The sequence below is a fragment of the Pseudomonas sp. AOB-7 genome (assembly GCF_003696305.1).
Taxonomy (GTDB): Bacteria; Pseudomonadota; Gammaproteobacteria; order Pseudomonadales; family Pseudomonadaceae; genus Aquipseudomonas.
Map to the genome: position 1 here is coordinate 35,946 of NZ_RFFK01000017.1, position 25,644 is coordinate 61,589.

27 protein-coding genes are annotated in these 25,644 nt (G+C 67.5%); 11 read left to right on the top strand and 16 right to left on the bottom strand.

The window, feature by feature from the left end; genetic code table 11:
* Position 1: 1 nt before the first annotated feature.
* Complete coding sequence (pyrE, locus tag EA796_RS21155; RefSeq protein ID WP_122110048.1) at positions 2-643, bottom strand: orotate phosphoribosyltransferase; 642 nt, start codon at positions 641-643, stop codon at positions 2-4.
* Positions 644-724: 81 nt separating this feature from the next.
* Here pyrE and EA796_RS21160 point away from each other — a divergent pair, with 81 nt between their 5' ends.
* Complete coding sequence (locus tag EA796_RS21160; RefSeq protein ID WP_122110049.1) at positions 725-1,504, top strand: exodeoxyribonuclease III; 780 nt, start codon at positions 725-727, stop codon at positions 1,502-1,504.
* Positions 1,505-1,557: 53 nt separating this feature from the next.
* Here EA796_RS21160 and EA796_RS21165 read toward each other — a convergent pair whose 3' ends face one another.
* Both EA796_RS21165 and rph read right to left on the bottom strand, forming a co-directional pair.
* The gene (locus EA796_RS21165) at positions 1,558-1,929 is read right to left on the bottom strand and encodes a DUF4870 domain-containing protein (RefSeq protein ID WP_122110050.1); all 372 of its coding nucleotides are present in this window, start codon (positions 1,927-1,929) and stop codon (positions 1,558-1,560) included.
* Positions 1,930-1,956: 27 nt separating this feature from the next.
* On the bottom strand, positions 1,957-2,676 hold the full coding sequence (gene rph / locus EA796_RS21170) for a ribonuclease PH (RefSeq protein WP_122110051.1): 720 nt from the start codon (positions 2,674-2,676) through the stop codon (positions 1,957-1,959).
* Positions 2,677-2,816: 140 nt separating this feature from the next.
* Between rph and EA796_RS21175 the strand changes: the two genes are divergently transcribed.
* The 6 genes from EA796_RS21175 to EA796_RS21200 all read left to right on the top strand — a co-directional run bounded on the left by EA796_RS21175 (position 2,817) and on the right by EA796_RS21200 (position 8,223).
* Positions 2,817-3,680 carry a YicC/YloC family endoribonuclease gene (locus tag EA796_RS21175; protein WP_122110052.1) on the top strand — a complete coding sequence of 288 codons (864 nt, stop codon included), beginning with the start codon at positions 2,817-2,819 and terminating at the stop codon, positions 3,678-3,680.
* Positions 3,681-3,721: 41 nt separating this feature from the next.
* Entirely contained in the window at positions 3,722-4,342 is a 621-nt protein-coding gene (gene gmk / locus EA796_RS21180; protein WP_122110053.1) for a guanylate kinase, read from the top strand.
* Positions 4,343-4,472: 130 nt separating this feature from the next.
* Positions 4,473-4,736 carry a DNA-directed RNA polymerase subunit omega gene (gene rpoZ / locus EA796_RS21185; protein WP_003242550.1) on the top strand — a complete coding sequence of 88 codons (264 nt, stop codon included), beginning with the start codon at positions 4,473-4,475 and terminating at the stop codon, positions 4,734-4,736.
* Positions 4,737-4,799: 63 nt separating this feature from the next.
* On the top strand, positions 4,800-6,911 hold the full coding sequence (gene spoT, locus EA796_RS21190; RefSeq protein ID WP_122110054.1) for a bifunctional GTP diphosphokinase/guanosine-3',5'-bis pyrophosphate 3'-pyrophosphohydrolase: 2,112 nt from the start codon (positions 4,800-4,802) through the stop codon (positions 6,909-6,911).
* Between the two features lie 142 nt (positions 6,912-7,053).
* On the top strand, positions 7,054-7,434 hold the full coding sequence (locus EA796_RS21195) for a RidA family protein (protein WP_021446454.1): 381 nt from the start codon (positions 7,054-7,056) through the stop codon (positions 7,432-7,434).
* 57 nt (positions 7,435-7,491) lie between these two features.
* On the top strand, positions 7,492-8,223 hold the full coding sequence (locus tag EA796_RS21200; protein WP_122110055.1) for a hypothetical protein: 732 nt from the start codon (positions 7,492-7,494) through the stop codon (positions 8,221-8,223).
* Between the two features lie 109 nt (positions 8,224-8,332).
* Here EA796_RS21200 and EA796_RS21205 read toward each other — a convergent pair whose 3' ends face one another.
* The 3 genes from EA796_RS21205 to EA796_RS21215 form a co-directional block, all read right to left on the bottom strand.
* Positions 8,333-8,953: a LysE family translocator gene (locus EA796_RS21205; protein ID WP_122110056.1), complete on the bottom strand. Its 621-nt coding sequence runs from the start codon at positions 8,951-8,953 to the stop codon at positions 8,333-8,335.
* A gap of 69 nt (positions 8,954-9,022) precedes the next feature.
* Positions 9,023-9,823: an AraC family transcriptional regulator gene (locus EA796_RS21210; RefSeq protein WP_122110057.1), complete on the bottom strand. Its 801-nt coding sequence runs from the start codon at positions 9,821-9,823 to the stop codon at positions 9,023-9,025.
* Positions 9,824-10,681, bottom strand: coding sequence for an NAD-dependent epimerase/dehydratase family protein (locus tag EA796_RS21215; protein ID WP_122110058.1), 858 nt, complete (start codon positions 10,679-10,681; stop codon positions 9,824-9,826).
* 242 nt (positions 10,682-10,923) lie between these two features.
* On the opposite strand from EA796_RS21215, the gene EA796_RS21225 reads away from it, so the two are divergent.
* The 3 genes from EA796_RS21225 (at position 10,924) to EA796_RS21235 (ending at position 15,437) form a co-directional block, all read left to right on the top strand.
* Positions 10,924-11,853, top strand: a complete 930-nt coding sequence (locus EA796_RS21225; protein ID WP_021444296.1) for a hydrogen peroxide-inducible genes activator — start codon at positions 10,924-10,926, stop codon at positions 11,851-11,853.
* Positions 11,854-11,862: 9 nt separating this feature from the next.
* The gene (gene recG / locus EA796_RS21230) at positions 11,863-13,938 is read left to right on the top strand and encodes an ATP-dependent DNA helicase RecG (RefSeq protein WP_021444297.1); all 2,076 of its coding nucleotides are present in this window, start codon (positions 11,863-11,865) and stop codon (positions 13,936-13,938) included.
* Positions 13,939-14,030: 92 nt separating this feature from the next.
* A complete protein-coding gene (locus tag EA796_RS21235) occupies positions 14,031-15,437 on the top strand; it encodes an aminoacyl-tRNA deacylase and HDOD domain-containing protein (RefSeq protein WP_122110059.1) in 1,407 nt (468 codons plus the stop codon).
* A gap of 124 nt (positions 15,438-15,561) precedes the next feature.
* Here EA796_RS21235 and EA796_RS21240 read toward each other — a convergent pair whose 3' ends face one another.
* The 5 genes from EA796_RS21240 to rd form a co-directional block, all read right to left on the bottom strand.
* Positions 15,562-16,305 (bottom strand): hypothetical protein, encoded by a 744-nt coding sequence (locus EA796_RS21240; protein ID WP_178082591.1) that lies wholly within the window; start codon positions 16,303-16,305, stop codon positions 15,562-15,564.
* Between the two features lie 82 nt (positions 16,306-16,387).
* Complete coding sequence (locus EA796_RS21245) at positions 16,388-16,783, bottom strand: helicase (protein WP_122110061.1); 396 nt, start codon at positions 16,781-16,783, stop codon at positions 16,388-16,390.
* Positions 16,784-16,943: 160 nt separating this feature from the next.
* The gene (locus EA796_RS21250; RefSeq protein WP_003242571.1) at positions 16,944-17,216 is read right to left on the bottom strand and encodes an HU family DNA-binding protein; all 273 of its coding nucleotides are present in this window, start codon (positions 17,214-17,216) and stop codon (positions 16,944-16,946) included.
* Between the two features lie 188 nt (positions 17,217-17,404).
* Positions 17,405-18,553, bottom strand: coding sequence for an NAD(P)/FAD-dependent oxidoreductase (locus EA796_RS21255; protein ID WP_122110062.1), 1,149 nt, complete (start codon positions 18,551-18,553; stop codon positions 17,405-17,407).
* 79 nt (positions 18,554-18,632) lie between these two features.
* Positions 18,633-18,800, bottom strand: a complete 168-nt coding sequence (gene rd, locus EA796_RS21260) for a rubredoxin (protein WP_122110063.1) — start codon at positions 18,798-18,800, stop codon at positions 18,633-18,635.
* Positions 18,801-19,024: 224 nt separating this feature from the next.
* Between rd and EA796_RS21265 the strand changes: the two genes are divergently transcribed.
* Complete coding sequence (locus EA796_RS21265) at positions 19,025-20,185, top strand: BCCT family transporter (protein WP_122110064.1); 1,161 nt, start codon at positions 19,025-19,027, stop codon at positions 20,183-20,185.
* Here the strand turns inward: EA796_RS21265 and EA796_RS21270 are convergent.
* The 5 genes from EA796_RS21270 to EA796_RS21290 form a co-directional block, all read right to left on the bottom strand.
* A complete protein-coding gene (locus tag EA796_RS21270; RefSeq protein ID WP_122110065.1) occupies positions 20,172-21,512 on the bottom strand; it encodes a hemolysin family protein in 1,341 nt (446 codons plus the stop codon). The genes EA796_RS21265 and EA796_RS21270 overlap by 14 nt on opposite strands.
* Positions 21,513-21,584: 72 nt before the next feature.
* Positions 21,585-22,904: a phosphate regulon sensor histidine kinase PhoR gene (gene phoR, locus EA796_RS21275; protein ID WP_122110066.1), complete on the bottom strand. Its 1,320-nt coding sequence runs from the start codon at positions 22,902-22,904 to the stop codon at positions 21,585-21,587.
* Between the two features lie 237 nt (positions 22,905-23,141).
* Positions 23,142-23,831, bottom strand: coding sequence for a phosphate regulon transcriptional regulator PhoB (gene phoB / locus EA796_RS21280; protein ID WP_003464641.1), 690 nt, complete (start codon positions 23,829-23,831; stop codon positions 23,142-23,144).
* Between the two features lie 84 nt (positions 23,832-23,915).
* Entirely contained in the window at positions 23,916-24,806 is an 891-nt protein-coding gene (gene ubiA / locus EA796_RS21285) for a 4-hydroxybenzoate octaprenyltransferase (RefSeq protein ID WP_122110067.1), read from the bottom strand.
* A 122-nt stretch (positions 24,807-24,928) separates the two neighbouring features.
* Positions 24,929-25,480: a chorismate lyase gene (locus EA796_RS21290; RefSeq protein ID WP_122110069.1), complete on the bottom strand. Its 552-nt coding sequence runs from the start codon at positions 25,478-25,480 to the stop codon at positions 24,929-24,931.
* Positions 25,481-25,644 lie beyond the last annotated feature (164 nt).

Here is a 25,644-nt window from a genome sequence, read left to right on the forward strand (position 1 = left end):
ACTAGATTCCGTACTCGGCGCGATAGGCTTGCACAGCCGGCAGATACTGCTTCAGTTCAGCATCCCCCGCCAGATATTCCAACACCTGCTCGAGTGACACGATGCTCACTACCGGCATGCCGAAGTCGCGCTCGACTTCCTGAATGGCGGACAGCTCGCCCTGGCCGCGCTCCTGGCGGTTCAGCGCGATCAGCGTGCCGGCGGCCTGGGCGCCCTGGCCCTGGATGATCTGCATCACCTCGCGGATCGCGGTGCCGGCGGTGATCACGTCGTCGACGATCAGCACCCGGCCCTTGAGCGGCGCGCCGACCAGGGTGCCGCCCTCGCCGTGGTCCTTGGCTTCCTTGCGGTTGAAGCACCAGGGCAGGTCGCGGCCGTGGTGCTCGGCCAGCGCCACCGCGGTGGTCGCCGCCAGCGGGATGCCCTTGTAGGCCGGACCGAACAGCACGTCGAAGTCGATGCCGCTGTCGACGATGGCCGCGGCGTAGAAACGCCCCAGCTGGGCCAGCGCCAGGCCGCTGTCGAACAGCCCGGCGTTGAAGAAATAGGGGCTGGTGCGCCCGGACTTGAGGGTGAACTGACCGAAACGCAGCACCCCGCGTTCGATGGCAAAACGGATGAAATCGCGCTGGTACGCTTGCATGAAAAAGCCCCGGGCGGCACGGATTTAGCTAATTGAGATGAGCTCGGGTATCATACACGCACGTGTTTTTGGGGGCCATTTATGCGGATCATCAGTGTGAACGTGAATGGTATTCAGGCTGCGGCCGAGCGAGGATTGCTCAGCTGGCTGCAAGCCCAGAATGCCGACGTGATCTGCCTGCAGGATACCCGTGCCTCCGCCTTTGAAATGGACGACCAAGCCTTCCAGCTGGATGGTTATTTCCTCTATGCATGCGATGGTGAAGTGCCCAGCCAAGGTGGCGTGGCACTCTATTCGCGGTTGCAACCCAAGGCGGTGATCAGCGGCCTCGGCTTTGAAATGGCCGACCGTTATGGGCGCTACCTGCAGGCCGATTTCGACAAGGTAAGTATCGCTACCCTGCTGCTGCCATCGGGGCGGGACAGCGACGAGAGCTTGAACCAGAAGTTCAAGTTCATGGACGACTTCACCCATTATCTGGACAAGCAACGGCGCAAGCGTCGCGAGTACATCTACTGCGGCTCACTGCACGTGGCGCACCAGAAGCTGGACGTGAAGAACTGGCGCGACTGTCAGCAGTCGCCGGGCTTCCTCGCGCCCGAGCGCGCCTGGCTGGATGAGGTGATCGGCAGCATGGGCTATGTCGACGCCCTGCGCGAAGTCAGCCGCGAAGGCGACCAGTTCAGCTGGTGGCCGGACAGCGAGCAGGCGGAAATGCTCAACCTGGGCTACCGCTTCGACTACCAGCTGCTCACCCCAGGCATGCGCCGCAGCGTGCGCACCGCGCGCCTGCCGCGCCAGCCGCGCTTCTCCCAGCATGCGCCGCTGATCGTCGACTACGACTGGATTCTCAGCGTCTGATCGACAGGTAGAAAAAAGCCGGCATCGCGCCGGCTTTTTTATTGCGCCCGTGGCTACTTCAGCAGGCGCCAGGCGAAGGGATAGCGGTAAGCCTGGCCTTCGTTGGCCTTGATCCCGGCGATGATGGTCAGCACCAGCGCGGCGATGCCCAGCAGCACCAGCAGCGGGAAACCGATCACCACCACCATCAGGATGAAGCAGACCACCGCCGCCAGCGCCACGCTGATCTGAAAGTTCAGCGCCTCCTTGCCCTGGGCGTCGACGAAGGGATCGAGGTCCTTCTTGATCTGCCAGACGATCAGCGGGCCGAGCAGGTTGCCGAAGGGGAACACCAGGCCGAAAAAGGCGGCGAAGTGGCAGAACATCGCCCATTGACGGGCTTCCTGGCTGGGCGTCGGAATCGGGGTTTGCGCGTCGTCGCTCATGGTGGTGCTCCTTGCTCGGGGAAAAGGTCAGTCGGCCAGCGCCGCCTGCTGCAGTTCGAACAGCTCGCTCATGCCCTTCTGCGCCAGGGCCAGCATGGCGTTGAACTCGTGCGGCTGGAACGGCGCGCCTTCGGCGGTGCCCTGCACCTCGATGAAACCGCCGGCATTGGTCATCACCACGTTGAGGTCGGTCTCGGCGGCGGAGTCTTCCAGGTAGTCCAGATCGAGCACCGGCTCGCCCTGGTAGATGCCCACCGACACCGCGGCGATCATCTGCTTGAGCGGCTCGCCCTTGAGTGCGCCGCGCTTCTTCAGCACCTTCAGCGCGTCGATCAGGGCGACCATGGCGCCGGTGATCGAGGCGGTGCGGGTGCCGCCGTCAGCCTGGATCACGTCACAGTCGACGTACAGGGTGTTCTCGCCCAGCTTGCTCATGTCCAGCGCGGCGCGCAGCGAACGGCCGATCAGCCGCTGGATCTCCAGGGTGCGCCCGCCCTGCTTGCCGCGGCTGGCTTCGCGCTGGTTACGCTCGCCGGTGGCGCGCGGCAGCATGCCGTACTCGGCGGTCAGCCAGCCCTGGCCCTGGCCCTTGAGGAAACGCGGCACGCCGGACTCGACGCTGACCGTGCAGATCACCTTGGTGTCGCCGAACTCCACCAGTACCGAACCCTCGGCGTGCTTGGTGTAGTTGCGGGTGATGCGAATCGAGCGCAACTGATCGGCGGCGCGGCCACTGGGACGTTTCATCGGGACAATACCTACTTCTTGAGTGAAATCTGCCCGCATTATAGGGGCCCGGCGGCACAGGCGACATGCCGAATTGGGTAGGGCCGACGCACTGCGCTACAATCGCCCGCCTTTCGAGCCGACTTTCCGAGAGGTACCCCATGGTTCACAGCATGACGGCCTTCGCCCGCTGCGAGCAGGCAACCGCGCACGGCACCCTGAGCTGGGAGCTGCGCTCGGTCAACCACCGTTACCTGGAACCGCACCTGCGCCTGCCAGACGCCTTCCGCGACCTCGAAGGCGCGGTGCGCGAAGCCCTGCGCCAGAGCCTGTCGCGCGGCAAGGTGGAATGCACCCTGCGCTTCGCCGAGGACAATGCCGGCAAGCCGCTGCAGGTCGACGGCGAGCGCGCCCGCCAACTGATCGCCGCCGCCGAGCAGGTCGCCGCGCTGATCCAGCAACCGGCGCCGCTCAACCCGCTGGAAGTGCTGGGCTGGCCCGGCGTGCTGGTGGCCGACGCCGCCGACCCGCAGGCGCTGAATGCCGCCGCCCTGGCGCTGTTCGACCAGGCGCTGGGCGAGCTCAAGGCCGGCCGCGCCCGCGAAGGCGCCGAACTGGCCAAGCTATTGGGTGAGCGCCTGGACGCCATCCTCGCCGAGGTCGCCGCATTGCGCGAGCTGGTGCCGCAGATGCTCGCCGCTCAGCGCGCCAAGATCGAGACCCGTTTCGCCGAACTGCAGGCCGAACTCGACCCGCAGCGCCTGGAGCAGGAGCTGGTGCTGCTGGCGCAGAAGAGCGACGTCGCCGAGGAACTGGATCGCCTGAGTACCCACGTCAGTGAGGTGCGCCGGGTGCTCAAGGCCGGCGGCGCCGCCGGCCGGCGCCTGGATTTCCTCATGCAGGAACTCAACCGCGAGGCCAACACCCTCGGCTCCAAGGCGTTCGATACGCGCAGCACCCAGGCCGCGGTCAATTTGAAAGTCCTGATCGAGCAGATGCGCGAACAGGTACAGAACATCGAGTAAGCCGCTGCTAGGCTTCGCATAACGTTTTCCGGGAAGCATCCATGACCGTCACCACCGGTACCCTCTATATCGTTTCCGCGCCCTCCGGCGCCGGCAAGACCAGCCTGGTCAAGGCGCTGATCGACAGCGAGGCGCAGATTCGCGTGTCGGTGTCGCACACCACCCGCGCCATGCGTCCGGGCGAGCAGGACGGAGTCAACTACCACTTCGTCGACCACGCCCAGTTCAACGCCATGCTCGAGCGCAGCGAGTTCCTCGAGCATGCTCAGGTCTTCGACAACCTCTACGGCACCTCGCAGCGCTGGGTCGAGCAGACCCTGGCCGCGGGCTTCGACCTGATCCTGGAAATCGACTGGCAGGGCGCGCAGCAGGTGCGCCGGCTGATGCCGCAGGCCAAATCCATCTTCATCCTGCCGCCGACTCAGGAAGCGCTGCGCCACCGCCTGACCAACCGTGGCCAGGACAGCGGCGAGATCATCGAGCGGCGCATGCGCGAGGCGGTCAGCGAGATGAGCCACTACGTCGAGTACGACTACCTGGTGATCAACGACGATTTCGCCCACGCCCTGAGCGACCTCAAGGCGATTTTCCGCAGCAACCAGTTGCGCCAGGAAACCCAGCAGCAGCGCCACGCCGGTCTGCTCAGCGAGTTGCTGGCCTGACCCGGCGCGCGCCGCCTGACGGTGGCGCCGCAGAAAATCAGCGCTTCCATTGTCGCTGGTGATTTTTTAGACTATTCAGTCCGCTCGCCCGCTCGGGCCAAGCCTATCCGCACAAGTTACGAGGAACACCATGGCTCGCGTTACCGTCGAAGATTGCCTGGACAACGTTGATAACCGCTTCGAACTGGTCATGCTCGCGACCAAGCGTTCGCGCCAGCTGGCCACCGGCGGCAAAGAGCCGAAAGTGGCCTGGGAAAACGACAAGCCCACCGTCGTCGCCCTGCGCGAAATCGCCGCCGGCCTGGTGGACTACGAAGTGGTCGCCCAGGAAGACATCGTCGAAGAAGAACCGCTGTTCGCCGCCTTCGAGGAAGAGGCCAACGAGCCTCTGTAAACCGATGAAGCCGGGTCGAAGTCGCGCGGCGCAGAGCCACGGCTGCCAACGGGGGAACCTCCCATGGCTGGCATAGACGCTCTCGCCGACCGACTTTCGGCCTACCTCGGCCACGACCAGGTCAACCTGGTCCGCCGCGCCTACTTCTACGCCGAACAGGCGCACGATGGCCAGCGCCGCCGCAGCGGCGAAGCCTACGTGACCCACCCGCTGGCCGTGGCCAGCATTCTCGCCGACATGCACATGGACCATCAGAGCCTGATGGCCGCCATGCTGCACGACGTCATCGAAGACACCGGCATCGCCAAGGAAGCGCTCAACGCGCAGTTCGGCGAGACCGTGGCCGAACTGGTCGACGGGGTCAGCAAGCTGACCCAGATGAACTTCGAGACCAAGGCCGAGGCGCAGGCCGAGAACTTCCAGAAGATGGCCATGGCCATGGCCCGCGACATCCGCGTGATCCTGGTCAAGCTCGCCGACCGCCTGCACAACATGCGCACCCTCGATGCCATGCCGCACGAGAAAAGCCGGCGCATCGCCAAGGAAACCCTGGAAATCTACGCGCCCATCGCCAACCGCCTGGGCATGCACGCCATGCGCGTGGAGTTCGAGGATCTGGGCTTCAAGGCCATGCACCCGATGCGCTCCGAGCGCATCCGCGCCGCCGTGCGCCGCGCTCGGGGCAACCGCAAGGAAATCGTCAACAAGATCGAGGAGTCGATCAAGGCCTGCCTGCAGCGCGAAGGCATGGAGGGCGAGGTGCTCGGCCGCGAGAAGCACCTCTACAGCATCTACCAGAAGATGCGCGGCAAGCGCCGGGCGTTCAACGAGATCATGGACGTCTACGCCTTCCGCATCATCGTCGACAAGGTCGACACCTGCTACCGCGTGCTCGGCGCCGTGCACAACCTGTACAAGCCCCTGCCCGGCCGCTTCAAGGACTACATCGCGATTCCCAAGGCCAACGGCTACCAGTCGCTGCACACCACGCTGTTCGGCATGCACGGCGTGCCCATCGAGATCCAGATTCGCACCCGCGAGATGGAGGAGATGGCCAACAACGGCATCGCCGCGCACTGGCTGTACAAGTCCAACGAGGACGAAACGCCCAAGGGCAACCACGCCCGGGCACGGCAGTGGGTCAAGGGCGTGCTGGAGCTGCAGCAGCGCGCCGGCAACTCGCTGGAATTTATCGAGAGCGTGAAGATCGACCTGTTCCCCGACGAGGTCTACGTGTTCACGCCCAAGGGCCGCATCATGGAGCTGCCGAAGGGCTCCACCGCGGTCGACTTCGCCTACGCGGTGCACACCGACGTCGGCAACACCTGCATCGCCTGCCGCATCAACCGCCGCCTGGCGCCGCTGTCGCAGGCGCTGGAGAGCGGCTCGACGGTGGAAATCGTCACCGCACCGGGCGCGCGGCCCAACCCGGCCTGGCTCAACTTCGTGGTCACCGGCAAGGCACGCACCCATATCCGCCACGCCCTCAAGCAGCAGCGCCGCTCGGAATCCATCAGCCTCGGCGAGCGCCTGCTGAACAAGGTGCTGGCCAGCTTCGACACGCACCTGGAGAAGATCGCCCCCGAGCGTGTGCAGGCCGTGCTCGGCGAGTACCGCCAGGAGGTCATCGAGGACCTGCTCGAAGACATCGGCCTGGGCAACCGCATGGCCTACGTGGTGGCCCGCCGCCTGCTGGCCGAAAGTGGCGACGAGACCCTGCCGAGCAGCGAGGGGCCGCTGGCCATTCGCGGCACCGAGGGCCTGGTGCTGAGCTACGCCAAATGCTGCACACCTATCCCAGGCGATCCCATCGTCGGCCACCTGTCGGCCGGCAAGGGCATGGTGGTGCACATGGAAAGCTGCCGCAACATCGTCGATATCCGCCACAACCCGGAGAAATGCATCCAGCTCAACTGGGCCAAGGATGTCACCGGCGAGTTCAACGTCGAACTGCGCGTCGAGCTGGAGCACCAGCGCGGCCTGATCGCCCTGTTGGCCAGCAGCGTCAACGCCGCCGACGGCAACATCGAGAAGATCAGCATGGACGAACGCGACGGCCGCATCAGCGTGGTGCAACTGGTGGTCAGCGTGCATGACCGCGTGCACCTGGCCCGGGTGATCAAGAAGCTGCGCGCGATCAAGGGCGTGATGCGTATCACCCGGGTGCGCGCCTAGCGCCAGCGACAAATTTCAAGCTGCAAGCGACAAGCACCAGCCGGTTTCTTGAGCCTGCCATTTGCAGCCTGTAGCCTGACAGCCGCCTTTACTTGCAGCTCGAGGCCCATGGCTTGAAGCTGCCTTTTCCAAGGAGCGATTCATGAGCAAGACCGTCATCACCAGCGACAAGGCCCCGGCCGCCATCGGCACCTACTCCCAGGCGATCAAGGCCGGCAACACCCTCTACATGTCCGGACAGATCCCGCTGGACCCGGTCAGCATGGAGCTGGTCGAAGGCTTCGAGGCGCAGACCGTGCAGGTGTTCGAGAACCTCAAGGCGGTGGCCGAAGCCGCCGGCGGCTCGTTCAAGGACATCGTCAAGCTGAACATCTTCCTCACCGACCTCTCCCACTTCGCCAAGGTCAACGAAGTCATGGGCCGCTACTTCGAGCAGCCCTACCCGGCCCGTGCCGCCATCGGCGTGGCCGCCCTGCCGCGCGGCGCGCAGGTGGAAATGGACGCTATTCTGGTTCTCGAGTAAGTCCTGCGGCGGGGCCCGCTGCCCCGCCCTCTCTTCCCGCCCGGCATGGAGACCGCCATGCGCCTGCTTTCCCTGCTGCTGTGCAGCGCCCTGCTGGTCGGCTGCGCCGGCACCCCGAGCAACGACCCGAGCGGCACCTGGATCAACCAGGCGGCCATCGACGCCGCGCGCGAAAGCGGCCGCCTGCGCGAGGCGCTGCTGGCCTACGGGCCGAACCTGGAATGGCAGATCGACCCCGAGCGCCAGCAGGCCAGCTACAGCAACGGTTTCGAACTGGCCGAAGGGCGCCTGCAGGCGGCCGGCGACGGGCGCTGGCAGGTGACCTTCTACGGCGACTACCAGGAGCAGCTGAGCCTGCACGGCGGCCAGCTGACCCAGGTGGCCAGCGGCTACTGGCCGGAGCAGCGCTTCGCCCGCAGTGCCGGCCAGAGCAACGGCGCGCCGCTGGGCAGCAGCTTCGAGCAGGCGCTGTACCGCGACTACCTCGGCGGCGACTGGCTGATCGCCGAGGGCCTGGGCCAGGGCGGCCTGGTGCGTTTCGCCGCCGACGGCCAGGTCCAGGGCCTGCCCGGCGCCGAACGCTTCGCCCTGTGCCTGGCCGGCGACTGCGCGGCGATGAGCGGCGAGCACGACAGCCTGTGGCTGCAGGCAGGCGACCAGGGCAGCCCCTGGCTGTTCGTCCACGAGGGCGACCAGCTGCGCATCTTCGAGGCGCACAACCGCGCCCAGTTCGACGAGATGCCCGAGTACCAGCCCGGCCCGCAGCGCTGGCTGCTCAGGCGGCGCTGAGCGGCGTCGCGGCGATCGCCGGCAAGCTGGCTGCCACCTAGCCCGGATGCGATCCGGGACTGTGGCGGCAGGCAATTGCCGGATTGCATCCGCACCAGCCGCCCCCCCTTCAGCGCAAAGCGCCCAGCAGCAGCCAGCTCCCCAGCGCCAGCAGCAGCGCCCCGCAGCCGCGGTCCAGCCAGCGTACCCGACGCTGCAGCCAGCCCCGCCAGCGTCGCCGGCCGAGCAGGCGCACCAGCGCCAGATCCCACAGCCAGACCACCAGGGTCATCCAGGCCATGGCCAGGACCAGCCCCCAGACCGGCATGGCCGCCTCGCGCAGTACGCCGAACAACCCGGCATAGAACAGCGGCAGCTTGGGATTGAGGCTGCTGGCCAGCAGCCCTTGGCGCAGCCCGCGCCACCAGCTGCCGGCCGCCGCCTGCTGGCCCGATGGCAGGTGCAGCTCACGCCGCGACAGCAAGGCCTGCAGGCCGATCCAGGCGAAGTAGGCGCCGCCCAGCGCCTGCAGCCCCCGCCAGAAGCCACCACCCTGCCCCGGCAACAGGCCCAGGGCGAGCAACACCAGCAGCATGCTCAGCAGATTGGCCAGGGCGATACCGGCGGCGCAACCATCGGCCTGACGCCGGCCGTCGCCGAGGGCGGTGCGAATCAGCAGCAAGAAGTCCGGCCCCGGCGACAGCAGGGCGGCGAAATGGGTGCTGGCCACCAGCACGAACAAGGCAGACATCGAAAGCGACCTCCGGCGAACAGGGCGATCAGTTTCCCGAGGGCTCTGCGCCGGAGTCTTGGAGAAAACTCAGGTCACCGCGCCGCGCCGGAACTGGCCGGGGGTGACGCCGGTAAAACGCTTGAAGGTCCCGGCAAAATGCGCCTGATCGTAGAAACCCAGGCTCAGCGCCACCGCCAGCGGCGCCTGCTCGCTCAGCAGCAGGCGTTTGGCTTCGCGCACGCGGCGCTGCAGCAGGTAGGTGTGCGGCGGTACGCCATAGGCGCGGCGAAAGGCTTCGATCAGGTGACGCGGATGGCGCTGCACCAGCCCGGCCAACTGCTCCAGGCTGACCGCTTCGGCATAGTGCGCCTCCAGGTAGTCGCGCACGAAGGCCGTCACTCCGCCGTCGCGCGGCGCCGGGCGCGCCGCGCGCAGGCCGCCATGGCGGACGAACACCAGTTCCAGCACGGCCAGCAACTCGCTCTCCAGCGCCAGCGCGTCGCCGCGCTCGAACTCCTGCGCCAGACGCGCCAGACCCGCGGCGACCTGACCGTCGTCGGTCGGATTGAGGCTGCGAAAGCCATCGGGCAGGCGCTTGCGCCCGAGCAGCGCCGGCAGCCGCGCCTCCTCGATATAGAGCATGCGGTAGACCAGCCGCGGCGATTCGGCGTGGCCGGTGTGCGGCTCCTCGGGATTCATCAGCGACAGGGTACCGGCCGGCAGGGCATGGCGCTGACCACGGCACTGGTAGCCGCCGACGCCCGCCAGAATGGCGCCGACGGCGAAGGCATCGTGACTGTGGCGGCCGAACGCCTGCCCGGAGAAGTCGGCATGGAACAGCTCCACACCCGGCAGCCAGGGCTTGGCCAGCAGGCGATTGGCGTCCATCTAGCGCCCCGCCAGAATCGCCGCATAGCCCTCGCGGTAGCTCGGGTACTGCGGCGCCCAGCCCAGTGCGCGGGCGCGGGCGTTGCTGCAGCGCTTGCTGCCGGCGCGGCGCACGCGCTGCTCGTCGCTCCAGTGGCTGACGCCCAGTTGCCCGCGCAGCCAGGCCACCACCTCGTGCAGCGGCGCCGGCTCGTCGTCGACGCCCAGGTAGCAGTCGGCCAAGGGCGCACCCGCGGCGTCCGCCTGCAGCAGCGTGGCGAACAGCCCCGCTGCGTCATCGACATGAATGCGATTGCCGTACAGCGGCGGCGTCTCGCTGGCCCGATAACCGCCGCGCACCTGGCTCAGCAGCCACTCGCGGCCAGGGCCGTAGAGGCCGGTCAGGCGCACCACGCTGGCCGGCAGGCCGCTGCCCAGTGCCAGTTGCTCGGCCTCGCGCATGATCCGCGCCGAATAGCTCTGCGCCTCGGCCGGCGAATCCTCGTCGACCCACTCGCCCTGCTGCTGCCCGTATACCCCGCTGCTGGAGGCGAACAGGATGCGCCGCGGGCGTTGGCCGTGCTGCGCCAGCCAGGCCAGCACGTGGCGCAGGCCGTCGACATAGGCGGCGCGATAGCCGGCCTCGTCGTGCTGGCTGGCCGCCGCGCAATACACCAGGTAATCCAGCTCGCCCTGCGGCCAGGCCGCCGGGCAGGCGTCTGCGTGCAGATCGCCGGCCACCGGCGCGATGGCGGCGGGCAACTGCGCCACCGTACGGCGCAGGCCGTGCACCCGCCAACCGACTTCGGCCAGGCGCAGGCCGAGACGGGTGCCGACGTCGCCGCACCCGGCGATCAGCAGGCTGTTGCATGCGGACATGCTTTTCTCCCCGAGATTTGTGCGAAGGCGCAGTGTAACAGGCCGTTTAAAAACGTCGGCGAGGCAGTCAGCGCAAGGCAAAAACAGACGAAAAAACGGAGTTTACGAGCTGTAAATGAGCATTTTGAGCCTGTTTTTAACGCAGCGATGACAACGCAGATAGTTTTTAAACAGCCTGTTGGCCCGGTTGGTTCATTCGTATGCAAAGGCTATGCTTGTCGGCAACTTAATGGATAAACACTATGACCCTCACCGAACTGCGCTATATCGTCACCCTCGCCCAGGAACAGCACTTCGGCCGCGCCGCCGAGCGCTGCCACGTCAGCCAGCCGACCCTGTCGGTCGGGGTGAAGAAGCTGGAGGACGAGCTCGGCGTGCTGATCTTCGAGCGCAGCAAGAGCGCGGTACGCCTGACGCCGGTCGGCGAGGGCATCGTCACCCAGGCGCAGAAGGTGCTGGAGCAGGCCCAGGGTATCCGCGAACTGGCCCAGGCCGGCAAGAACCAGCTGGCCGCACCGCTGAAGATCGGCGCCATCTACACCGTCGGCCCCTACCTGTTCCCCCACCTGATTCCGCAGCTGCACCGGGTCGCCCCGGACATGCCGCTGTATATCGAGGAAAACTTCACCCATATCCTGCGCGACAAGCTGCGCACCGGCGAGCTGGACGCCATCATCATCGCCCTGCCGTTCCAGGAAGCCGATGTGCTGACCAAGCCGCTGTACGACGAGCCGTTCTACGCCCTGCTGCCAGCCGGCCACCCCTGGGCGGCGATGGACACCATCGACACCAAGCTGCTCAACGACAAGAGCCTGCTGCTGCTCGGCGAGGGCCACTGCTTCCGCGACCAGGTGCTGGAGGCCTGCCCGACCCTGCGCAAGGGCGGCGACGACCACGGCAAGCACACCACGGTGGAATCCAGCTCGCTGGAGACCATCCGCCATATGGTCGCCTCCGGCCTCGGCGTGTCGATCCTGCCGTTCTCCGCGGTGGACAGCCACCACTACGCGCCCGGCGTGATCGAGGTGCGTCCGCTCAGCGCGCCGGTACCCTTCCGCACCGTGGCCATCGCCTGGCGCGCCAGCTTCCCGCGGCCCAACGCCATCGAAGTGCTGGCCGACTCCATCCGCCTCTGCTCGGTCGCCCGCAACCCGCAGGCCAAGAGCGCCTGAGGTCGCAGCATGACCGAGTTGGCGACGGTTTCCGTCACCGCGCTCAAGGGCGTGGGTGCGGCCCTGGCCGAGAAGCTGGCCAAGGTCGGCCTGGAAAACCTGCAGGACGTGCTGTTCCACCTGCCGCTGCGCTATCAGGATCGCACCCGCATCACCCCCATCGGCGCGTTGCGACCGGGGCAGGATGCGGTGGTCGAAGGCATCGTCGCCGGTGCCGACGTGGTCATGGGCCGGCGCCGCAGCCTGCTGGTGCGTCTGCAGGACGGCAGCGGCACGCTGAGCCTGCGTTTCTTCCACTTCAGCCAGGCGCAGCGCGACGGCCTCAAGCGCGGCACCGCGCTGCGCTGCTACGGTGAAGTACGCCCCGGCGCCACCGGCCTGGAGATCTACCACCCGGAATACCGCGCGCAGAGCGGCGACGAGCCGGCCCCGGTGGAACAGAGCCTGACGCCCATCTACCCGACCACCGAGGGCCTCACCCAGCAGCGCCTGCGCAGCCTGAGCCAACTGGCCCTGGCCCGCCTCGGCCCGCACAGCCTGCCGGACTGGCTGCCCGACGAGCTGGCCCGCGACTACCGCCTGGCGCCGCTGAGCGATGCCATCCGCTACCTGCACCGGCCACCGCCGGACGCCGATGTCGAGGAGCTCGCCGAGGGCCGCCACTGGGCCCAGCACCGGCTGGCCTTCGAGGAGCTGCTGACCCACCAGCTGTCGCTGCAACGCCTGCGCGAGCAGGTGCGCGCGCAGCAGGCGCCGGCCCTGCCGCCGGCGAAAAGACTGCCACAGCAGTACCTCGCCAACCTCGGTTTCGCCCCCACCGGCGCGCAGCAGCGGGTCGGCGCCGAGATCGCCTACGACCTGGCGCAAAGCGAACCCATGCTGCGCCTGGTGCAGGGCGACGTCGGCGCCGGCAAGACAGTGGTCGCCGCCCTGGCCGCGCTGCAGGCGCTGGAGGCCGGCTATCAGGTGGCGCTGATGGCGCCGACCGAGATTCTCGCCGAGCAGCACTTTCTCAACTTCAGCAAGTGGCTGGCGCCGCTCGGCCTGGACGTCGCCTGGCTGGCCGGCAAGCTCAAGGGCAAGGCCCGCGCGGCCGCGCTGGAACAGATAGCCGCGGGCTGCCCGATGGTGGTCGGCACCCATGCGCTGTTCCAGGACGAAGTACGGTTCAAGCGCCTGGCGCTGGTGATCATCGACGAGCAGCACCGCTTCGGCGTGCAGCAGCGCCTGGCCCTGCGCCGGAAGGGCATCGACGGCCGGCTCTGCCCGCACCAGCTGATCATGACCGCCACACCCATCCCGCGCACGCTGGCGATGAGCGCCTACGCCGACCTGGACACCTCGATCCTCGACGAGCTGCCGCCGGGGCGCACCCCGGTCAACACCCTGGTGATCGCCGACAGCCGCCGCGACGAGGTGGTCGAGCGCGTGCGCAGTGCCTGCCAGCAGGGGCGCCAGGCCTACTGGGTGTGCACCCTGATCGAGGAATCCGAGGAACTCACCTGCCAGGCCGCCGAGACCAGCTTCGAGGAGCTCTCCAGTGCGCTGGGCGAGCTGCGCGTGGGGTTGATCCACGGGCGCATGAAACCGGCCGAGAAGGCCGCGGTGATGGACGAATTCAAGCTGGGCCGGCTGCAGCTGCTGGTGGCCACCACGGTGATCGAGGTGGGCGTCGACGTGCCCAATGCCAGCCTGATGATTATCGAGAACCCGGAAAGATTGGGCTTGGCGCAACTGCACCAGCTGCGCGGGCGGGTCGGTCGCGGCAGCGCCGCCAGCCACTGCGTGCTGCTCTACCACGCGCCGCTGTCGCAACTGGGCCGCGAACGCTTGGGCATCATGCGCGAGACCACCGACGGTTTCGTCATCGCCGAGAAGGACCTGGAGCTGCGCGGACCGGGCGAGATGCTCGGCACCCGCCAGACCGGTCTGCTGCAGTTCAAGGTGGCCGACCTGATGCGCGACGCCGACCTGCTGCCGGCCGTGCGCGACGCCGCCGCCGCCCTGCTGGAGCGCTGGCCGCAGCATGTCGCGCCGTTGCTGGAACGCTGGTTGCGTCACGGCCAACAATACGGTCAAGTGTGAACTGAATCACAGGGCGACCGTCGCCCCGAACCTTCGCGTCGATGCCCGCTGGTTATACTCCGGGGCACATGCGCCACCGCCGGATACCCGAAATGACTGAAGCCGCCCTCGCCCCCAACGCCCATCCGCAGCCGCCCGCGGTGATCCTGCAGCTGCTGGACAAGCTCGCCGTGCCCTACCGGGTCTGCGCCGAGCGCCCCGGCCTGCCGGCCGCCGCCCGACTGCAGGCGGTGCTGCTGGAGGATGCCGTGGGCGCCCTGCTGGTGCTCTACCCGCGCAGCCAGCTGCTCGACCTCGGCCGCCTGGCCGAACTCACCGGGCGCCAGCTCACCGCGGTCAAGCCGGAGCGGCTGGAGCGCATGCTCGGCAAGCACAACCTGGCGCTATTGCCCGGCCTGCCACCGCTGACCAGCTCGCCCTGCCTGTACGACGAGCGCCTGCTGCAGGTGCCCAGCCTGCTGGTGGAATCCGGCCAGCCCGGCGTGCTGCTGGAGATTCCCACCGAGGCCTACAAGACGCTGCTGAGCAAGGCCAGCGCAGCGCGCTTCGGCGAGCCGCTGAGCGCGATCAGGCCGAACCTCGACCGCCCCGACGACGACCGCGCCGAGATCACCCAGGCGGTGCAGGCCTTCACCGCGCGGCGCATCCAGCAGCGCCTGGAGGAAACCATCGAGATTCCGCCGCTGCCGGAGACCGCGCAGAAGATCATCAAGCTGCGCGTCGACCCCGACGCCACGGTGGACGACATCACCGGCGTGGTCGAGACCGACCCCGCGCTGGCCGCCCAGGTGGTCAGCTGGGCCGCCTCGCCCTACTACGCCGCGCCGGGCAAGATCCGCTCGGTGGAGGACGCCATCGTCCGCGTGCTGGGCTTCGACCTGGTGATCAACCTGGCGCTCGGCCTGGCCCTGGGCAAGACCCTCAGCCTGCCCAAGGACCAGCCGCAGCACGCCACGCCCTACTGGCAGCAGGCGATCTACAGCGCCGCGGTGATCGAGGGCCTGACCCGCGCCATGCCCCGTGCGCAGCGCCCGGAAGCCGGCCTGACCTACCTCGCCGGGCTGCTGCACAACTTCGGCTACCTGGTCCTGGCGCACGTGTTCCCGCCGCATTTCTCGCTGATCTGCCGGCACCTGGAGGTCAACCCGCACCTGCCGGCCAGCCATATCGAGCAGCACCTGCTGGGCATCACCCGCGAACAGATCGGCGCCTGGCTGATGCGCCACTGGGACATGCCCGAGGAACTGGCCTGCGCCCTGCGCTTCCAGCACGACCCCAGCTACGCCGGCGATCACGCCGCCTTCGCCAACCTGGTGTGCCTGGCCGTGCGCCTGCTGCGCAACCGCGGCATCGGCGCCGGACCGCAGGAAGAGATTCCCGATGAACTGTTCGAGGCCCTGGGCCTGAGCCGGGAAAAGGCCGACGACGCGGTGAGCAAGGTGCTGGCCGCCGAAGTGGCGCTGCGCGAACTGGCGGCGCAGTTCCAGCATCCGCACTGAGCCGACGCCACCCGCGCGCTGCTCGTGGGGTCATGCACGGGCGCGCGTAGCTTGGCGCTGAGCGCAGCGAAGCCCAACGGGGCGCGCGCAGCGCTCCGCCCGACGCTTCCGAGGCTTGCTCCGCCTAGCGCGCCTGGCGCAATTGCTCGCGGCGTTCGCCGAACAGCTGCGGTACCGCCGCCACGCTGGCGGCGAGCAGGCGGTTGACGCTGGCGTGCTCGTACAGCGCGGCATACTCGGCCAACTGCTCGCTGGGCATCTGCCGGTAGGCATAGAGCATGAAGGATTCCACCGCCTGCGCGCTGGACTGGCGAATGGCCGCGGCCTGGGCTTGGGTCTGCGCCTGCAGCTCGGCCTCGTCGAGGTTCTCGCCGCGCGCGCGCAGCGCCAGCAGCGCCTGGGTCTTGCCCACCTCGTAACGCAGCAGGCTGGCCAGCACCGTGGTGTGCGCCGCCGCATCCAGACGCTTGACCAGTTCCAGGCGCACACCGCGCGGCGGCTGCGCGGCCAGGCGCTGGCGATACTCGACCAGGCCCTGCGGCTGCTCGCCGACCGCCCGTTCGGCGGCGGTGAAACGCCGCGCCAGCGGGCTGTCGAGGCGCTCGCGGGCCTGCGCCAGCTGCGCGGCATCGAGCTGGGCGCTGACCCGCTTGGCCAGCTCCAGGCACAGCGCCGGGCCGGCGAACAGCTGCCCCAGGCGCTGCTGCTCGGCCGGCTCCTGGCCGCGTTGCAGCAAGGGCGCGCTCTGCTCGCAGAGCAGATGGATACCGGCCAGTTCGAACAACGGCAACAGCGCGTGGGGAGAGGCCGGCTCGGCCCGCAGCGAGGCGGCCGCCAACAGCAGGAGGGGCAGGACGATCAGACGCATGGCCAGGCTTTCCACTGGGACTTGCCGGGCAGCCTAACCAAAGCGCGGCGCGCCGACCAGCGACGGCGCGCGCAACTGGGGATCAGGCGGCCTTTTTCGCCGAATCGACCTTCTTCTTCGGTGTCAGGTGCTTGGTCAGCCCCTGGAACCACATCACCAGCGCCGGGTTGCCCTGGATCTGGATGTCCTTGTTCTGGATGCCCTGCATGAAGGCCAGCTGCTTGTTCTTCGCGGTCATGGTGGCGAAACCATAGGCGGCATCCTTGAAGCCGATGGCGAAAGCGGGCTGACTGGCCGGGCCGCGCTTGCTGCTGATGCGCTGGCCCGCGACGATGAAGTGGCGCGCCACCTTGCCGTCCAGGGTATGCAGCTGGAACACCATATCGCGGCCTTCGAGCTGCTGACGAAACGCCGGGTTGTCGCGACTGGCCTTGGCCATGAGGCGGCCCAGCATCCACAGGAGAAAACGGAATTTCATGCACAGGCCCCAATTATCGAAGATGATGGCCGCGCATTGTAGTGGTTTTCTTGCAGGACTACAGCCTGCCAAAAGCACGGTGGGGACGCTGAAGGCGCCGGCTGCGTCGTACGCACCCAGACGGGAGAGGCCCGGAGCCGAGCGGCTCCGGGCGACAGGCTCAGTTGACCGCGTCTTTCAGGGACTTGCCCGGTTTGAAGGCGACGGTGTTGCTGGCCTTGATCTTGACCGGCTGACCGGTTTGCGGGTTCTTCCCGGTGCGGGCGCCACGGTGGCGCTGGACGAAGGTACCGAAGCCCACCAGGGTCACACTGTCCTTGCGGTTCAGTGCACCGGTGATTTCTTCCAGTACGGCGTTGAGTACACGATTGGCCTGATCCTTGGTCAGATCAGCCTTTTCGGCGATGGCGGCGGCGAGTTCCGGTTTACGCATAGATGCCTCTTTGACGGTTTTTTGTTGTTGTGTCCGTGCTGTCCTTCCAGAACAGCGCCCAAGGCGCCGCAACAGCTCTGCGCTGCGGCAGACCCCAGGGAGAATGGCATGCCGCATCGCACTGCGCCAGTCTCGTCCGACACTTTGGCCGGGCATTTTCGTGGCGTATCCGACAGAACCGCCGGCAATCATGCCAACAGCGCCGGCAGCTCCCGGTTCAGCGCCAGTTTTTCCTGCACGGCGCTGCCGGTCAGGGCGTAGCCCAGCAGGCTGCCCGCGGCGTCGCGGCACAGCGCCTTGATATCGCCGCCGCTGCCTTCCACCGTCCACTCGCCCTGGCTGCCGCGCGGCGGCGGCGACACCACCAGCGGGCACACCGGGGTCTTCACCGTCACCGGCATGGGGCCATAGCTGACCGCCGTCGGCTCGCCGGCCAGGGTCTTGGCCAGGGCGCGGGCGCAGGCCATCAGCGGCATCACGTAGAGCAGGTTGAGGCCGTCCACCTCGGCGCAGTCGCCGAGGGCATAGATATGGGCGTGGGAGGTCTGCAGCCGGCGGTCGACCACTACCCCGCGGCCCACCGCCAGGCCGGCGGCGGCGGCCAGCTCGATGCGCGGGCGCAGGCCGACGGCGGACACCACCAGGTCGCAGTCGATCAGGCTGCCGTCGGACAGCAGCGCCTGCAGCACCTCACCCTTGTGGTTGAGGCTGGCCAGCACCGGGCCGAGATGGAAACGCGCGCCGAGGCTTTCCAGGCCGGCCTGCACCGCCGCCGCGGCGGCCGGGTGCAGCAGGCCGGGCATGACCTGCTCGCAGGGCGCCACCAGCTCGACCTGATAGCCGCCGGCGCTGAGGTCGTTGGCGAACTCGCAGCCGATCAGGCCGGCGCCGAGCAGCAGCACGCGGTGCTTGCCGGCCGCCGCCGCGCGAAAGCGTGCGTAGTCCTCCAGGTCGTTGATCGGGTAGATGGCGTCCTGCGCGTCGCCTTCCACCGGCACGCGGATCGGCTCGGCGCCCCAGGCCAGCACCAGGTCGCGATAGGCCACGGCTTCCTCGCCGATCCACAGGCGCTGGTGCTCCGGGTCGATGCCGGTGATGCGGGTGTGGGTGCGGATCTCGGCCTTGAGCTGCTCGGCCATGGCGCCCACCTCGGCCATGGCCAGGCCGTCGGCGTCCTTGTTCTTGCCGAAGCCGGTGGACAGCATCGGCTTGGAGTAGGAGCGCCCGTCGTCGGCGGTGATCAGCAGCAGCGGCGTATCGCCGTCCAGCTTGCGCCACTCCTTGGCCAGGTTGTAGCCGGCCAGGCCGGTGCCGACGATCACCACAGGTGCACTCATGTTCACAACTCCTCGCTTCGCATACGACGCGACGGCCCGCGGGCCGTCGCCATTGATCCAGTGAAAGAAACCGCGCCGCTCAGGACACTTCGATCATCTCGAAATCCGTCTTGCCCACGCCGCAGTCCGGGCATACCCAGTCGGCGGGGATGTCCTCCCAGGCCGTGCCGGGATCTATGCCCTCTTCGGGCAGGCCCTCGGCCTCGTCATAGATGAAACCGCAGACCACGCATTGCCACTTGCGCATCGCCCTCTCCTTCCGCGCCCGCTCACACCGACCCTACTCCAGATAGGGTTCGCCAGCCAAGCGCGCGGCGCCCCCTCCAGACGGAGGTTGGGGCGCCGCATGGCCGTAATCGGTACGCAACGTGACGCCCTCGGATATGTCCGCGGGCCAGGGTTGAAGCAGTATCCAGGGCCTCCCGGGGAAAACCGGGCGATTCCAACAAGAAAGCACGAGGCCACGCACCGATGAACGCGATTCTCTCCGCGGCGATCCTCGCCCTCCTCGCTCTGACCTTCTGGGTGCTGCTGCGCTGGGGCCGGCTACGCTGCACCGGCAGCGAGCCGGTGGGGCTGTTCACCTTCCTCGCCATCCTCTTCACCTCGGGCCTGGACATGGGCCTGATCATCTTCCCGCTCACCGAATTCCCGGTGTACGCCAGCGAGGCGCCCTACCAGTTCTCCAACCCGCTGGCGGTGGCCTTCGGCTTCTGGGGCTTCCTGGTCTGGCTGCTGTACTTCATCACCACCTTCTACTTCTGCGTGATCGAACCCAAGGTCAAACTGTTCGAGCTGCGTCCGGTGAAGCTGGTGAACAACCTGGTGATAGTCGCCACCTGCGCCTTCACCGCCTACCTGTTCCTGGTCAATATCGCCTGGTACGCCCCCGAGGTCGGCGAGGCCTGGCAGTACCTGACGGTGGTGGCGATCCTCCTGGCGGCGATCTACTCCAGCACCGATATCCGCTACCTGAAGATCCTCAGCGTCGCCTCCACCTGGCTGTTCTTCGCCCTGATCCTGGCCATGGCGCTGGTCGGCGGGGTCGGCCCCGAACATTTCGCCGCGGCAGCGGCGGCCATCGGCAGCGGCTACTTCGCCGAGCTGCCGCGCTTCGTCCTGCCGCTGAGCGACTACCACGCCTTCTACCTGTTCTGGTGGTTCGCCTGGAGCATCATGGTCGGCCAGTTCGTCTCGCGCTTCGTCGGCGGCCTGAAGACCTACCAGCTGCTGCTGGCGCTGCTGATCATCCCGTCGATTCCGCTGGCGATCTGGTTCGCCGTGCTGCACCACCATTTCGCCGAGAACATCGCCATCGCCCCGCTGTGGAAGCTGGCGATGCTCGCCGTGGGGGTGATCTTCGTGATCAACTCGGTGGATTCGCTGGTGCGCCTGTACAGCGACAACCTCGGCCTCAGCGTGCAGCGCCTGGGCCGCGGGCGCTTCCTGGCCTGCCACTTCACCCTGCTCGGCGCCCTGGTGCTGGCCTTCAAGTTCACCCCGTTCGAGATCCACTGGGTGGGCCTGACGGTGATCGGCCTGTACGCCGTGACCCTGGTCCTGCTGCTGCGCCGCTGCCGCCCGGCGTTGCGCGGCATCGGCGCGCCACGGCCAGGCGTCAGTCGAGCTTGAGCACCTTGGCCAGCACCACCTTGGGCCCCTTCATCTTCTTGACGATGATGCGCAGGCCGTCGGTTTCCAGCACCTCTTCCTCCTCGGGCATGCGCTTGAGGTAGTCGTAGATCAGCCCGGCCAGGGTCTCGGCCTCGATGTGGTCGAGGTCGACGCCGAGCAGGCGCTCGACCTTGGCCAGCGGCGTGTCGCCGCGCACCAGCAGCTTGCCCGGCTGGTAGGCGAGGATGCCGCGCTCGGCCTTGCGGTGCTCGTCCTGGATATCGCCGACCAGGGCCTCGAGCACGTCCTCCATGGTCAGGTAGCCGATCACCTTGCCGTCGGCCTCCTCGACCAGGGCGAAGTGCGCGCCACCCTGGCGGAACTGTTCGAGCAGCTGCGACAGCGGCATGTGCCGGTTGACCCGCTCCAGCGGATGCATCAGTTCGCCCAGCTTGAGCGCCGAGGGCAGCATCTCCAGCAGCGACAGGTGCAGCAGCAGGTCCTTGATATGCAGCACGCCGACGAACTCGCCCTTGCTCTCGTCGAAGATCGGGTAGCGGCTGTACTTGTGCCGGCGGAAGGTGGCGAACACCTGGTCGAGGCTGGCGTTGAGCTCCAGGTACACCAGGTCCTCGCGCGAGTTGGCCCAGTCCACCACTTCCAGCTCACCGAGCTCCACCGCCGAGGCCAGCACGCGCATGTCCTGGTCGCTGGGCGCGCTGGCGCGGCTGGAGTGGAGGATCAGCTTGAGCTCGTCGCGGCTGTAGTGGTGCTCGTGGTGCGGCCCCGGCTCGCCCTGGCCGGCGACGCGCAGGATGGCGTTGGCGCTGGCGTTGAGGACGAAGATCGCCGGGTACATCAGCCAGTAGAAGGCGTACAGCGGCGCCGCCGTCCACAGCGAAAGCAGCTCGGGCTTGCGGATCGCCCAGGACTTGGGCGCCAGCTCGCCGACCACTATGTGCAGGTAGGAAATGATCGAGAACGCGGTGAAGAAGGCGATGCCGTGCACCAGCTTAGGCGACTCCACGCCCAGGGCGCCGAGCAGCGGCTCGAGCAGGTGGGCGAAGGCCGGCTCGCCGACCCAGCCCAGGCCCAGCGAGGCCAGGGTGATGCCCAGCTGACAGGCCGACAGGTAGGCGTCCATCTGGTTGTGCACGGTGCGCAGGATATGCCCGCGCCAGCCGTGCGCCTCGGCCAGGGCGTCGACCTTGGTGGCGCGCAGGCGGACGATGGCGAACTCGGCGGCGACGAAGAAGCCGTTGAGCAGGACCAGAAACAGGGCGAACAGGACGAGGCCGAAGTCGGCGAAGTAGGTGGAAACGGAGAGGCTCGTGGAAGGGTCCATGGGGATTCGGGTTGGCCAATGACCGCTAGAGGGTGGGGGCTGGCGCGACGCTTTGCAAGAGCCGAGGCGGCCTCAGCGGACGCGCTGCACCACCTGCGCCGGGGCGAAATGACAGGTGAAGGTACTGCCCTTGCCCGGCACGCTGACGATCGCCAGATTGCCGCGATGGCGCAGCAGCACGTGCTTGACGATGGCCAGGCCGAGGCCAGTACCGCCGGTGTTGCTGGCACGGCTGGAGTCGACCCGGTAGAAGCGCTCGGTCAGCCGCGGCAGGTGCTTGGCCTCGATGCCCATGCCGGTGTCCTGCACGCTGAGGTGCGCGCCCTGCTCGTCGCCCTGCCAGCGGATGCGAATCTCGCCGCCGGCCGGGGTGTACTTCACCGCATTGAACACCAGGTTGGAGAAGGCGCTGCGCAACTCCGCCTCGCTGCCCTTGAGCCTGAGGTGCGGGTCGGCTTCCAGGCTGATGCGATGGTGCTGCTCGCCGGACAGCGCCTGGGCGTCGTTCTTGATCGACAGCAGCAGCAGGTCGACCGCCACCGGCTGGTTGTCCGAGGGGTAGTCGGTGGCCTCCAGCTTGGCCAACAAGAGCAGGTCGTTGAGCAGCGTCTGCATGCGCGCGCCCTGCTGCTGCATCTGCTGCAGCGCCCGCAGCCAGCGCGGATTGACCGCCTCGACGTTGTCCAGCAGGGTCTCCAGGTAACCGGCGATCACCGTCAGCGGCGTGCGCAGCTCGTGGGAGACGTTGGCGACGAAGTCCTTGCGCATCTGCTCCAGCTGATGCAGGCGGGTGACGTCGCGCACCAGCAGCAGGTGCTCGCGGTTGCCGTACTGGGTGATATGGAATTGCAAACGACGGCGGTCGTTGACCGGCGAGGGAATCTCCAGCGCCTCGGCATAGTTGCCGCGCTCGAAGTAGTCCTTGAAACGCGGGTCGCGCACCAGGTTGGCGATGGGCTGGCCGCTGTCCTGCGGCGTCTTCAGGCCCAGCAGGGTCTCGGCGGCGCGGTTCCACCACTCCAGGTTGCCCTGGCTGTCGAGCATCACCACCGCGTCCTTGAGCGCCGCGGTGGACTCCTGCACGCGGTCGATCACCGCCTGCAGACGGCCGCGCGCCTTCTCGTTGCGCCGCTGCAGGTGATAGATGCTGTCGAACACCTCGCCCCAAAGGCCGTAGCCGTCCGGCGGCGGCTCGTCGGGTTTGTGCTCGCGCAGCCACTTGTGCAGGCGCAGCAGCTGGCTGAGGGTCCAGCCCAGGTGGATAGCCAGGCCGGCGGCCAGGGCCCAGGCATATTCGCCGGTGACCAGGCCCAGCAGCAAGCAGGCGCCGATCAGCAGCAGCAGGCGACGCACCACAGCGCCACGCCAGTCTTGGTTCACGATGGAGCGCATCCTTGTGAGAAGAGCGAACCCGCAGAAGCTGATTTACGATCTCGCGAGCTAGAGCCATGCAAGGCGAAAGCAGGTGAGGAACGGTCGGAGTCGCGGGCGACTGTACTTTTGTACATGAGCATTACTCACTACGTTCGCCCCCTACGGGGCCGCACTAAAGTGCGTTGGCCGCTAGCGGCCTGCCGAACCTGTTTTCAACGCAGCAGGGCCGACGCGCAGCAGATCGTAAACAGCTTCTCAGCCTTTGGTGGAGAAACGATAGCCAGTGCCGCGCACGGTTTGTACCAGGTTTTCGTAGGCATCACCGAGGGCCTTGCGCAGACGGCGGATATGCACGTCGACGGTGCGTTCCTCGACGTAGACGTTGCCGCCCCAGACCTGATCGAGCAGCTGGCCGCGGGTATAGGCCCGCTCCTGGTGGGTCATGAAGAACTGCAGCAGGCGGTATTCGGTGGGGCCCATCTCGGCCGGCTTGCCGTCGATGGTGACGCGGTGGCTGATGGGGTCGAGCAGCAGGCCGCCAACCTCGATCGGCGCCTCGCTGTCGCTGGGCCCGGCGCGGCGCAGCACGGCCTTGAGGCGGGCGACCAGCTCGCGCGGGGAGAAGGGCTTGGTGATGTAGTCGTCGGCGCCGACTTCCAGACCCTGGATCTTGTTGTCCTCTTCGCCCTTGGCGGTGAGCATGATGATCGGAATGTCGCAGGTCAGCTCGTCGCGCTTGAGGCGGCGGGCCAGCTCGATGCCGCTGGTGCCGGGCAGCATCCAGTCGAGCAGGATCAGGTCGGGTTTGCGGTCGACGATGACGGCATGGGCCTGCTGGGTGTTCTCCGCCTCCAGGCACTCGTAGCCGGCCATCTCCAGGGCCACCGCGATCATCTCGCGGATCGGTGCTTCGTCGTCGACGATCAGGATGTTCTTGCCAACCATGGGTACCGCCTCGGTTCGTTCATCTGTCTGCGCCGCATTAGATAACGGAATTATTGCAGCGATATGACAGGTGCGCGGCCTGCTTCAGCGCCAGGCGTAGTCCAGCACTATGCCGACGAAGATCGCCAGCCCCGCCCAGTGGTTGTGCAGGAAGGCGTTGAAGCAGGCCATCGGCTTGCGGTTGCGCGTGGCGTGGTACTCCCAGGCGAAGCAGGCGGCGGCGACCAACAGGCCGACGTGGAAGCAGAGCCCCAGCTCGAAACGCGCGCCGGCCAGCAGCAGGCAGAGCAGCGCCAGGCCCTGCAGGGTGGCGATAATAAGGCGGTCGGCGTCGCCGAACAGGATGGCAGTGGACTTGACCCCGATCTTCAGGTCGTCCTCGCGATCGGCCATGGCGTAGTAGGTGTCGTAGGCCACGGTCCACAGCAGGTTGGCGATGTACAGCAGCCAGGCCTCGGGCGGCAGGCTGCCGGTCTCGGCGGTGAAGGCCATCGGCATGCCCCAGGAGAAGGCCGCGCCGAGCACCACCTGGGGGTAGAAGGTGTAGCGCTTCATAAAGGGGTAGCAGGCCGCCAGGGCCAGGCCGCCGAACGACAGCCAGACGGTCGCGGCGTTGGTCAGCAGCACCAGGCCGAAGCTCAGCGCCACCAGCACGGCGAACAGGATCAGCGCCTCGCGCGGCTGGATCTTGCCGCTGGCCAGCGGGCGCGCCCGGGTGCGGCTGACGTGGCCGTCGAAGTTACGGTCGGCGTAGTCGTTGATCACGCAGCCGGCGGCGCGCATCAGGATCACGCCAACGACGAAGACGAACAGGTTCTTCGCGCTGGGCACGCCTTCGGCCGCCACCCACAGCGCCCACAGCGTCGGCCACAGCAGCAGGTAGATGCCGATCGGCTTGTCCAGGCGCATCAGCTGGATGAAGTCCCAGGCGCGCGGGTGCAGGCGGGTGGTCGATTGCAACAGGCGGGTGTACATCGAAGCGTCTCCGTGGAGGTTGCGCGGAGTATAAGGGAGCGATGTGTAGGATGGGTTAGGCGCGTAACGGCGTAACCCATCATGGCTATGCAGGTGATGGGTACCGCTGTGCCTGCCCCGGCCTAAGGCTCGATAGCAGCTGCGGCCCAGAATTGCGGTAAAAACACCTCGGCCACCAGTACCCCCAAGGGCCCGCGACTAAAACAGGAGCGCCGCGCCCACAGACGCTCGGCGCGCGCCTCTTGCGGCAGCCAGGCAGCGGGATAGCGACAGGCCTGCAGCTCGCCGCGGTCGAAGGCGCGATCGCTGAACAGCAGCTCGCCGAGCGAACGGCTGCCCAACTCGGCCAGGTTCAGCCCGGAGCCTTCCAGCACGCTACGCGCGGCGACGCTGCGGGCGAATACCCAGGGCTGGCCGTGGCCGCGCAGGTACACCTCGCGCACCCAGCCCTGGCTGCCCTCGGCGACGCCGAGCGCGGCGCACTCGTCGCTGCGCAGGCGCTGCCAGCCCTCGTCCAGCGGGGTAACGGAGAAACCGTCATGCGACAGCGCGGTGAGGCGGCGGGTCAACGAGTCCCGGTTGAACAGCCAGTCGCGCACCCCGGCGGTCGGCTGCGGATGCAGCTGGGCGCAGGTCAGCCAGCGCGGCGGATGGGCAAGGGCAGCGTGGGGCACGAAGGACAATCACCACAGAACGAAAGCGCGCGAGTCTAGCACGCGGCAGTTAGTCATTCGTGGATCAAAACGCATAATGTCTCCTCCAGGCGGCTCTGCCTGTAGGAGCTGTGGAGCGAGCTTTGCTCGCAAAGCTTTCCCGGCGCAAAGAAGAAACCCCAGAC

Coding starts and splice junctions, on each gene's coding strand:
- pyrE (WP_122110048.1), bottom strand. CDS start 643: ATGCAAGCGTACCAGCGCGATTTCATCCGTTTTGCCATCGAACGCGGG.
- EA796_RS21160 (WP_122110049.1), top strand. CDS start 725: ATGCGGATCATCAGTGTGAACGTGAATGGTATTCAGGCTGCGGCCGAG.
- EA796_RS21165 (WP_122110050.1), bottom strand. CDS start 1,929: ATGAGCGACGACGCGCAAACCCCGATTCCGACGCCCAGCCAGGAAGCC.
- rph (WP_122110051.1), bottom strand. CDS start 2,676: ATGAAACGTCCCAGTGGCCGCGCCGCCGATCAGTTGCGCTCGATTCGC.
- EA796_RS21175 (WP_122110052.1), top strand. CDS start 2,817: ATGGTTCACAGCATGACGGCCTTCGCCCGCTGCGAGCAGGCAACCGCG.
- gmk (WP_122110053.1), top strand. CDS start 3,722: ATGACCGTCACCACCGGTACCCTCTATATCGTTTCCGCGCCCTCCGGC.
- rpoZ (WP_003242550.1), top strand. CDS start 4,473: ATGGCTCGCGTTACCGTCGAAGATTGCCTGGACAACGTTGATAACCGC.
- spoT (WP_122110054.1), top strand. CDS start 4,800: ATGGCTGGCATAGACGCTCTCGCCGACCGACTTTCGGCCTACCTCGGC.
- EA796_RS21195 (WP_021446454.1), top strand. CDS start 7,054: ATGAGCAAGACCGTCATCACCAGCGACAAGGCCCCGGCCGCCATCGGC.
- EA796_RS21200 (WP_122110055.1), top strand. CDS start 7,492: ATGCGCCTGCTTTCCCTGCTGCTGTGCAGCGCCCTGCTGGTCGGCTGC.
- EA796_RS21205 (WP_122110056.1), bottom strand. CDS start 8,953: ATGTCTGCCTTGTTCGTGCTGGTGGCCAGCACCCATTTCGCCGCCCTG.
- EA796_RS21210 (WP_122110057.1), bottom strand. CDS start 9,823: ATGGACGCCAATCGCCTGCTGGCCAAGCCCTGGCTGCCGGGTGTGGAG.
- EA796_RS21215 (WP_122110058.1), bottom strand. CDS start 10,681: ATGTCCGCATGCAACAGCCTGCTGATCGCCGGGTGCGGCGACGTCGGC.
- EA796_RS21225 (WP_021444296.1), top strand. CDS start 10,924: ATGACCCTCACCGAACTGCGCTATATCGTCACCCTCGCCCAGGAACAG.
- recG (WP_021444297.1), top strand. CDS start 11,863: ATGACCGAGTTGGCGACGGTTTCCGTCACCGCGCTCAAGGGCGTGGGT.
- EA796_RS21235 (WP_122110059.1), top strand. CDS start 14,031: ATGACTGAAGCCGCCCTCGCCCCCAACGCCCATCCGCAGCCGCCCGCG.
- EA796_RS21240 (WP_178082591.1), bottom strand. CDS start 16,305: ATGCGTCTGATCGTCCTGCCCCTCCTGCTGTTGGCGGCCGCCTCGCTG.
- EA796_RS21245 (WP_122110061.1), bottom strand. CDS start 16,783: ATGAAATTCCGTTTTCTCCTGTGGATGCTGGGCCGCCTCATGGCCAAG.
- EA796_RS21250 (WP_003242571.1), bottom strand. CDS start 17,216: ATGCGTAAACCGGAACTCGCCGCCGCCATCGCCGAAAAGGCTGATCTG.
- EA796_RS21255 (WP_122110062.1), bottom strand. CDS start 18,553: ATGAGTGCACCTGTGGTGATCGTCGGCACCGGCCTGGCCGGCTACAAC.
- rd (WP_122110063.1), bottom strand. CDS start 18,800: ATGCGCAAGTGGCAATGCGTGGTCTGCGGTTTCATCTATGACGAGGCC.
- EA796_RS21265 (WP_122110064.1), top strand. CDS start 19,025: ATGAACGCGATTCTCTCCGCGGCGATCCTCGCCCTCCTCGCTCTGACC.
- EA796_RS21270 (WP_122110065.1), bottom strand. CDS start 21,512: ATGGACCCTTCCACGAGCCTCTCCGTTTCCACCTACTTCGCCGACTTC.
- phoR (WP_122110066.1), bottom strand. CDS start 22,904: ATGCGCTCCATCGTGAACCAAGACTGGCGTGGCGCTGTGGTGCGTCGC.
- phoB (WP_003464641.1), bottom strand. CDS start 23,831: ATGGTTGGCAAGAACATCCTGATCGTCGACGACGAAGCACCGATCCGC.
- ubiA (WP_122110067.1), bottom strand. CDS start 24,806: ATGTACACCCGCCTGTTGCAATCGACCACCCGCCTGCACCCGCGCGCC.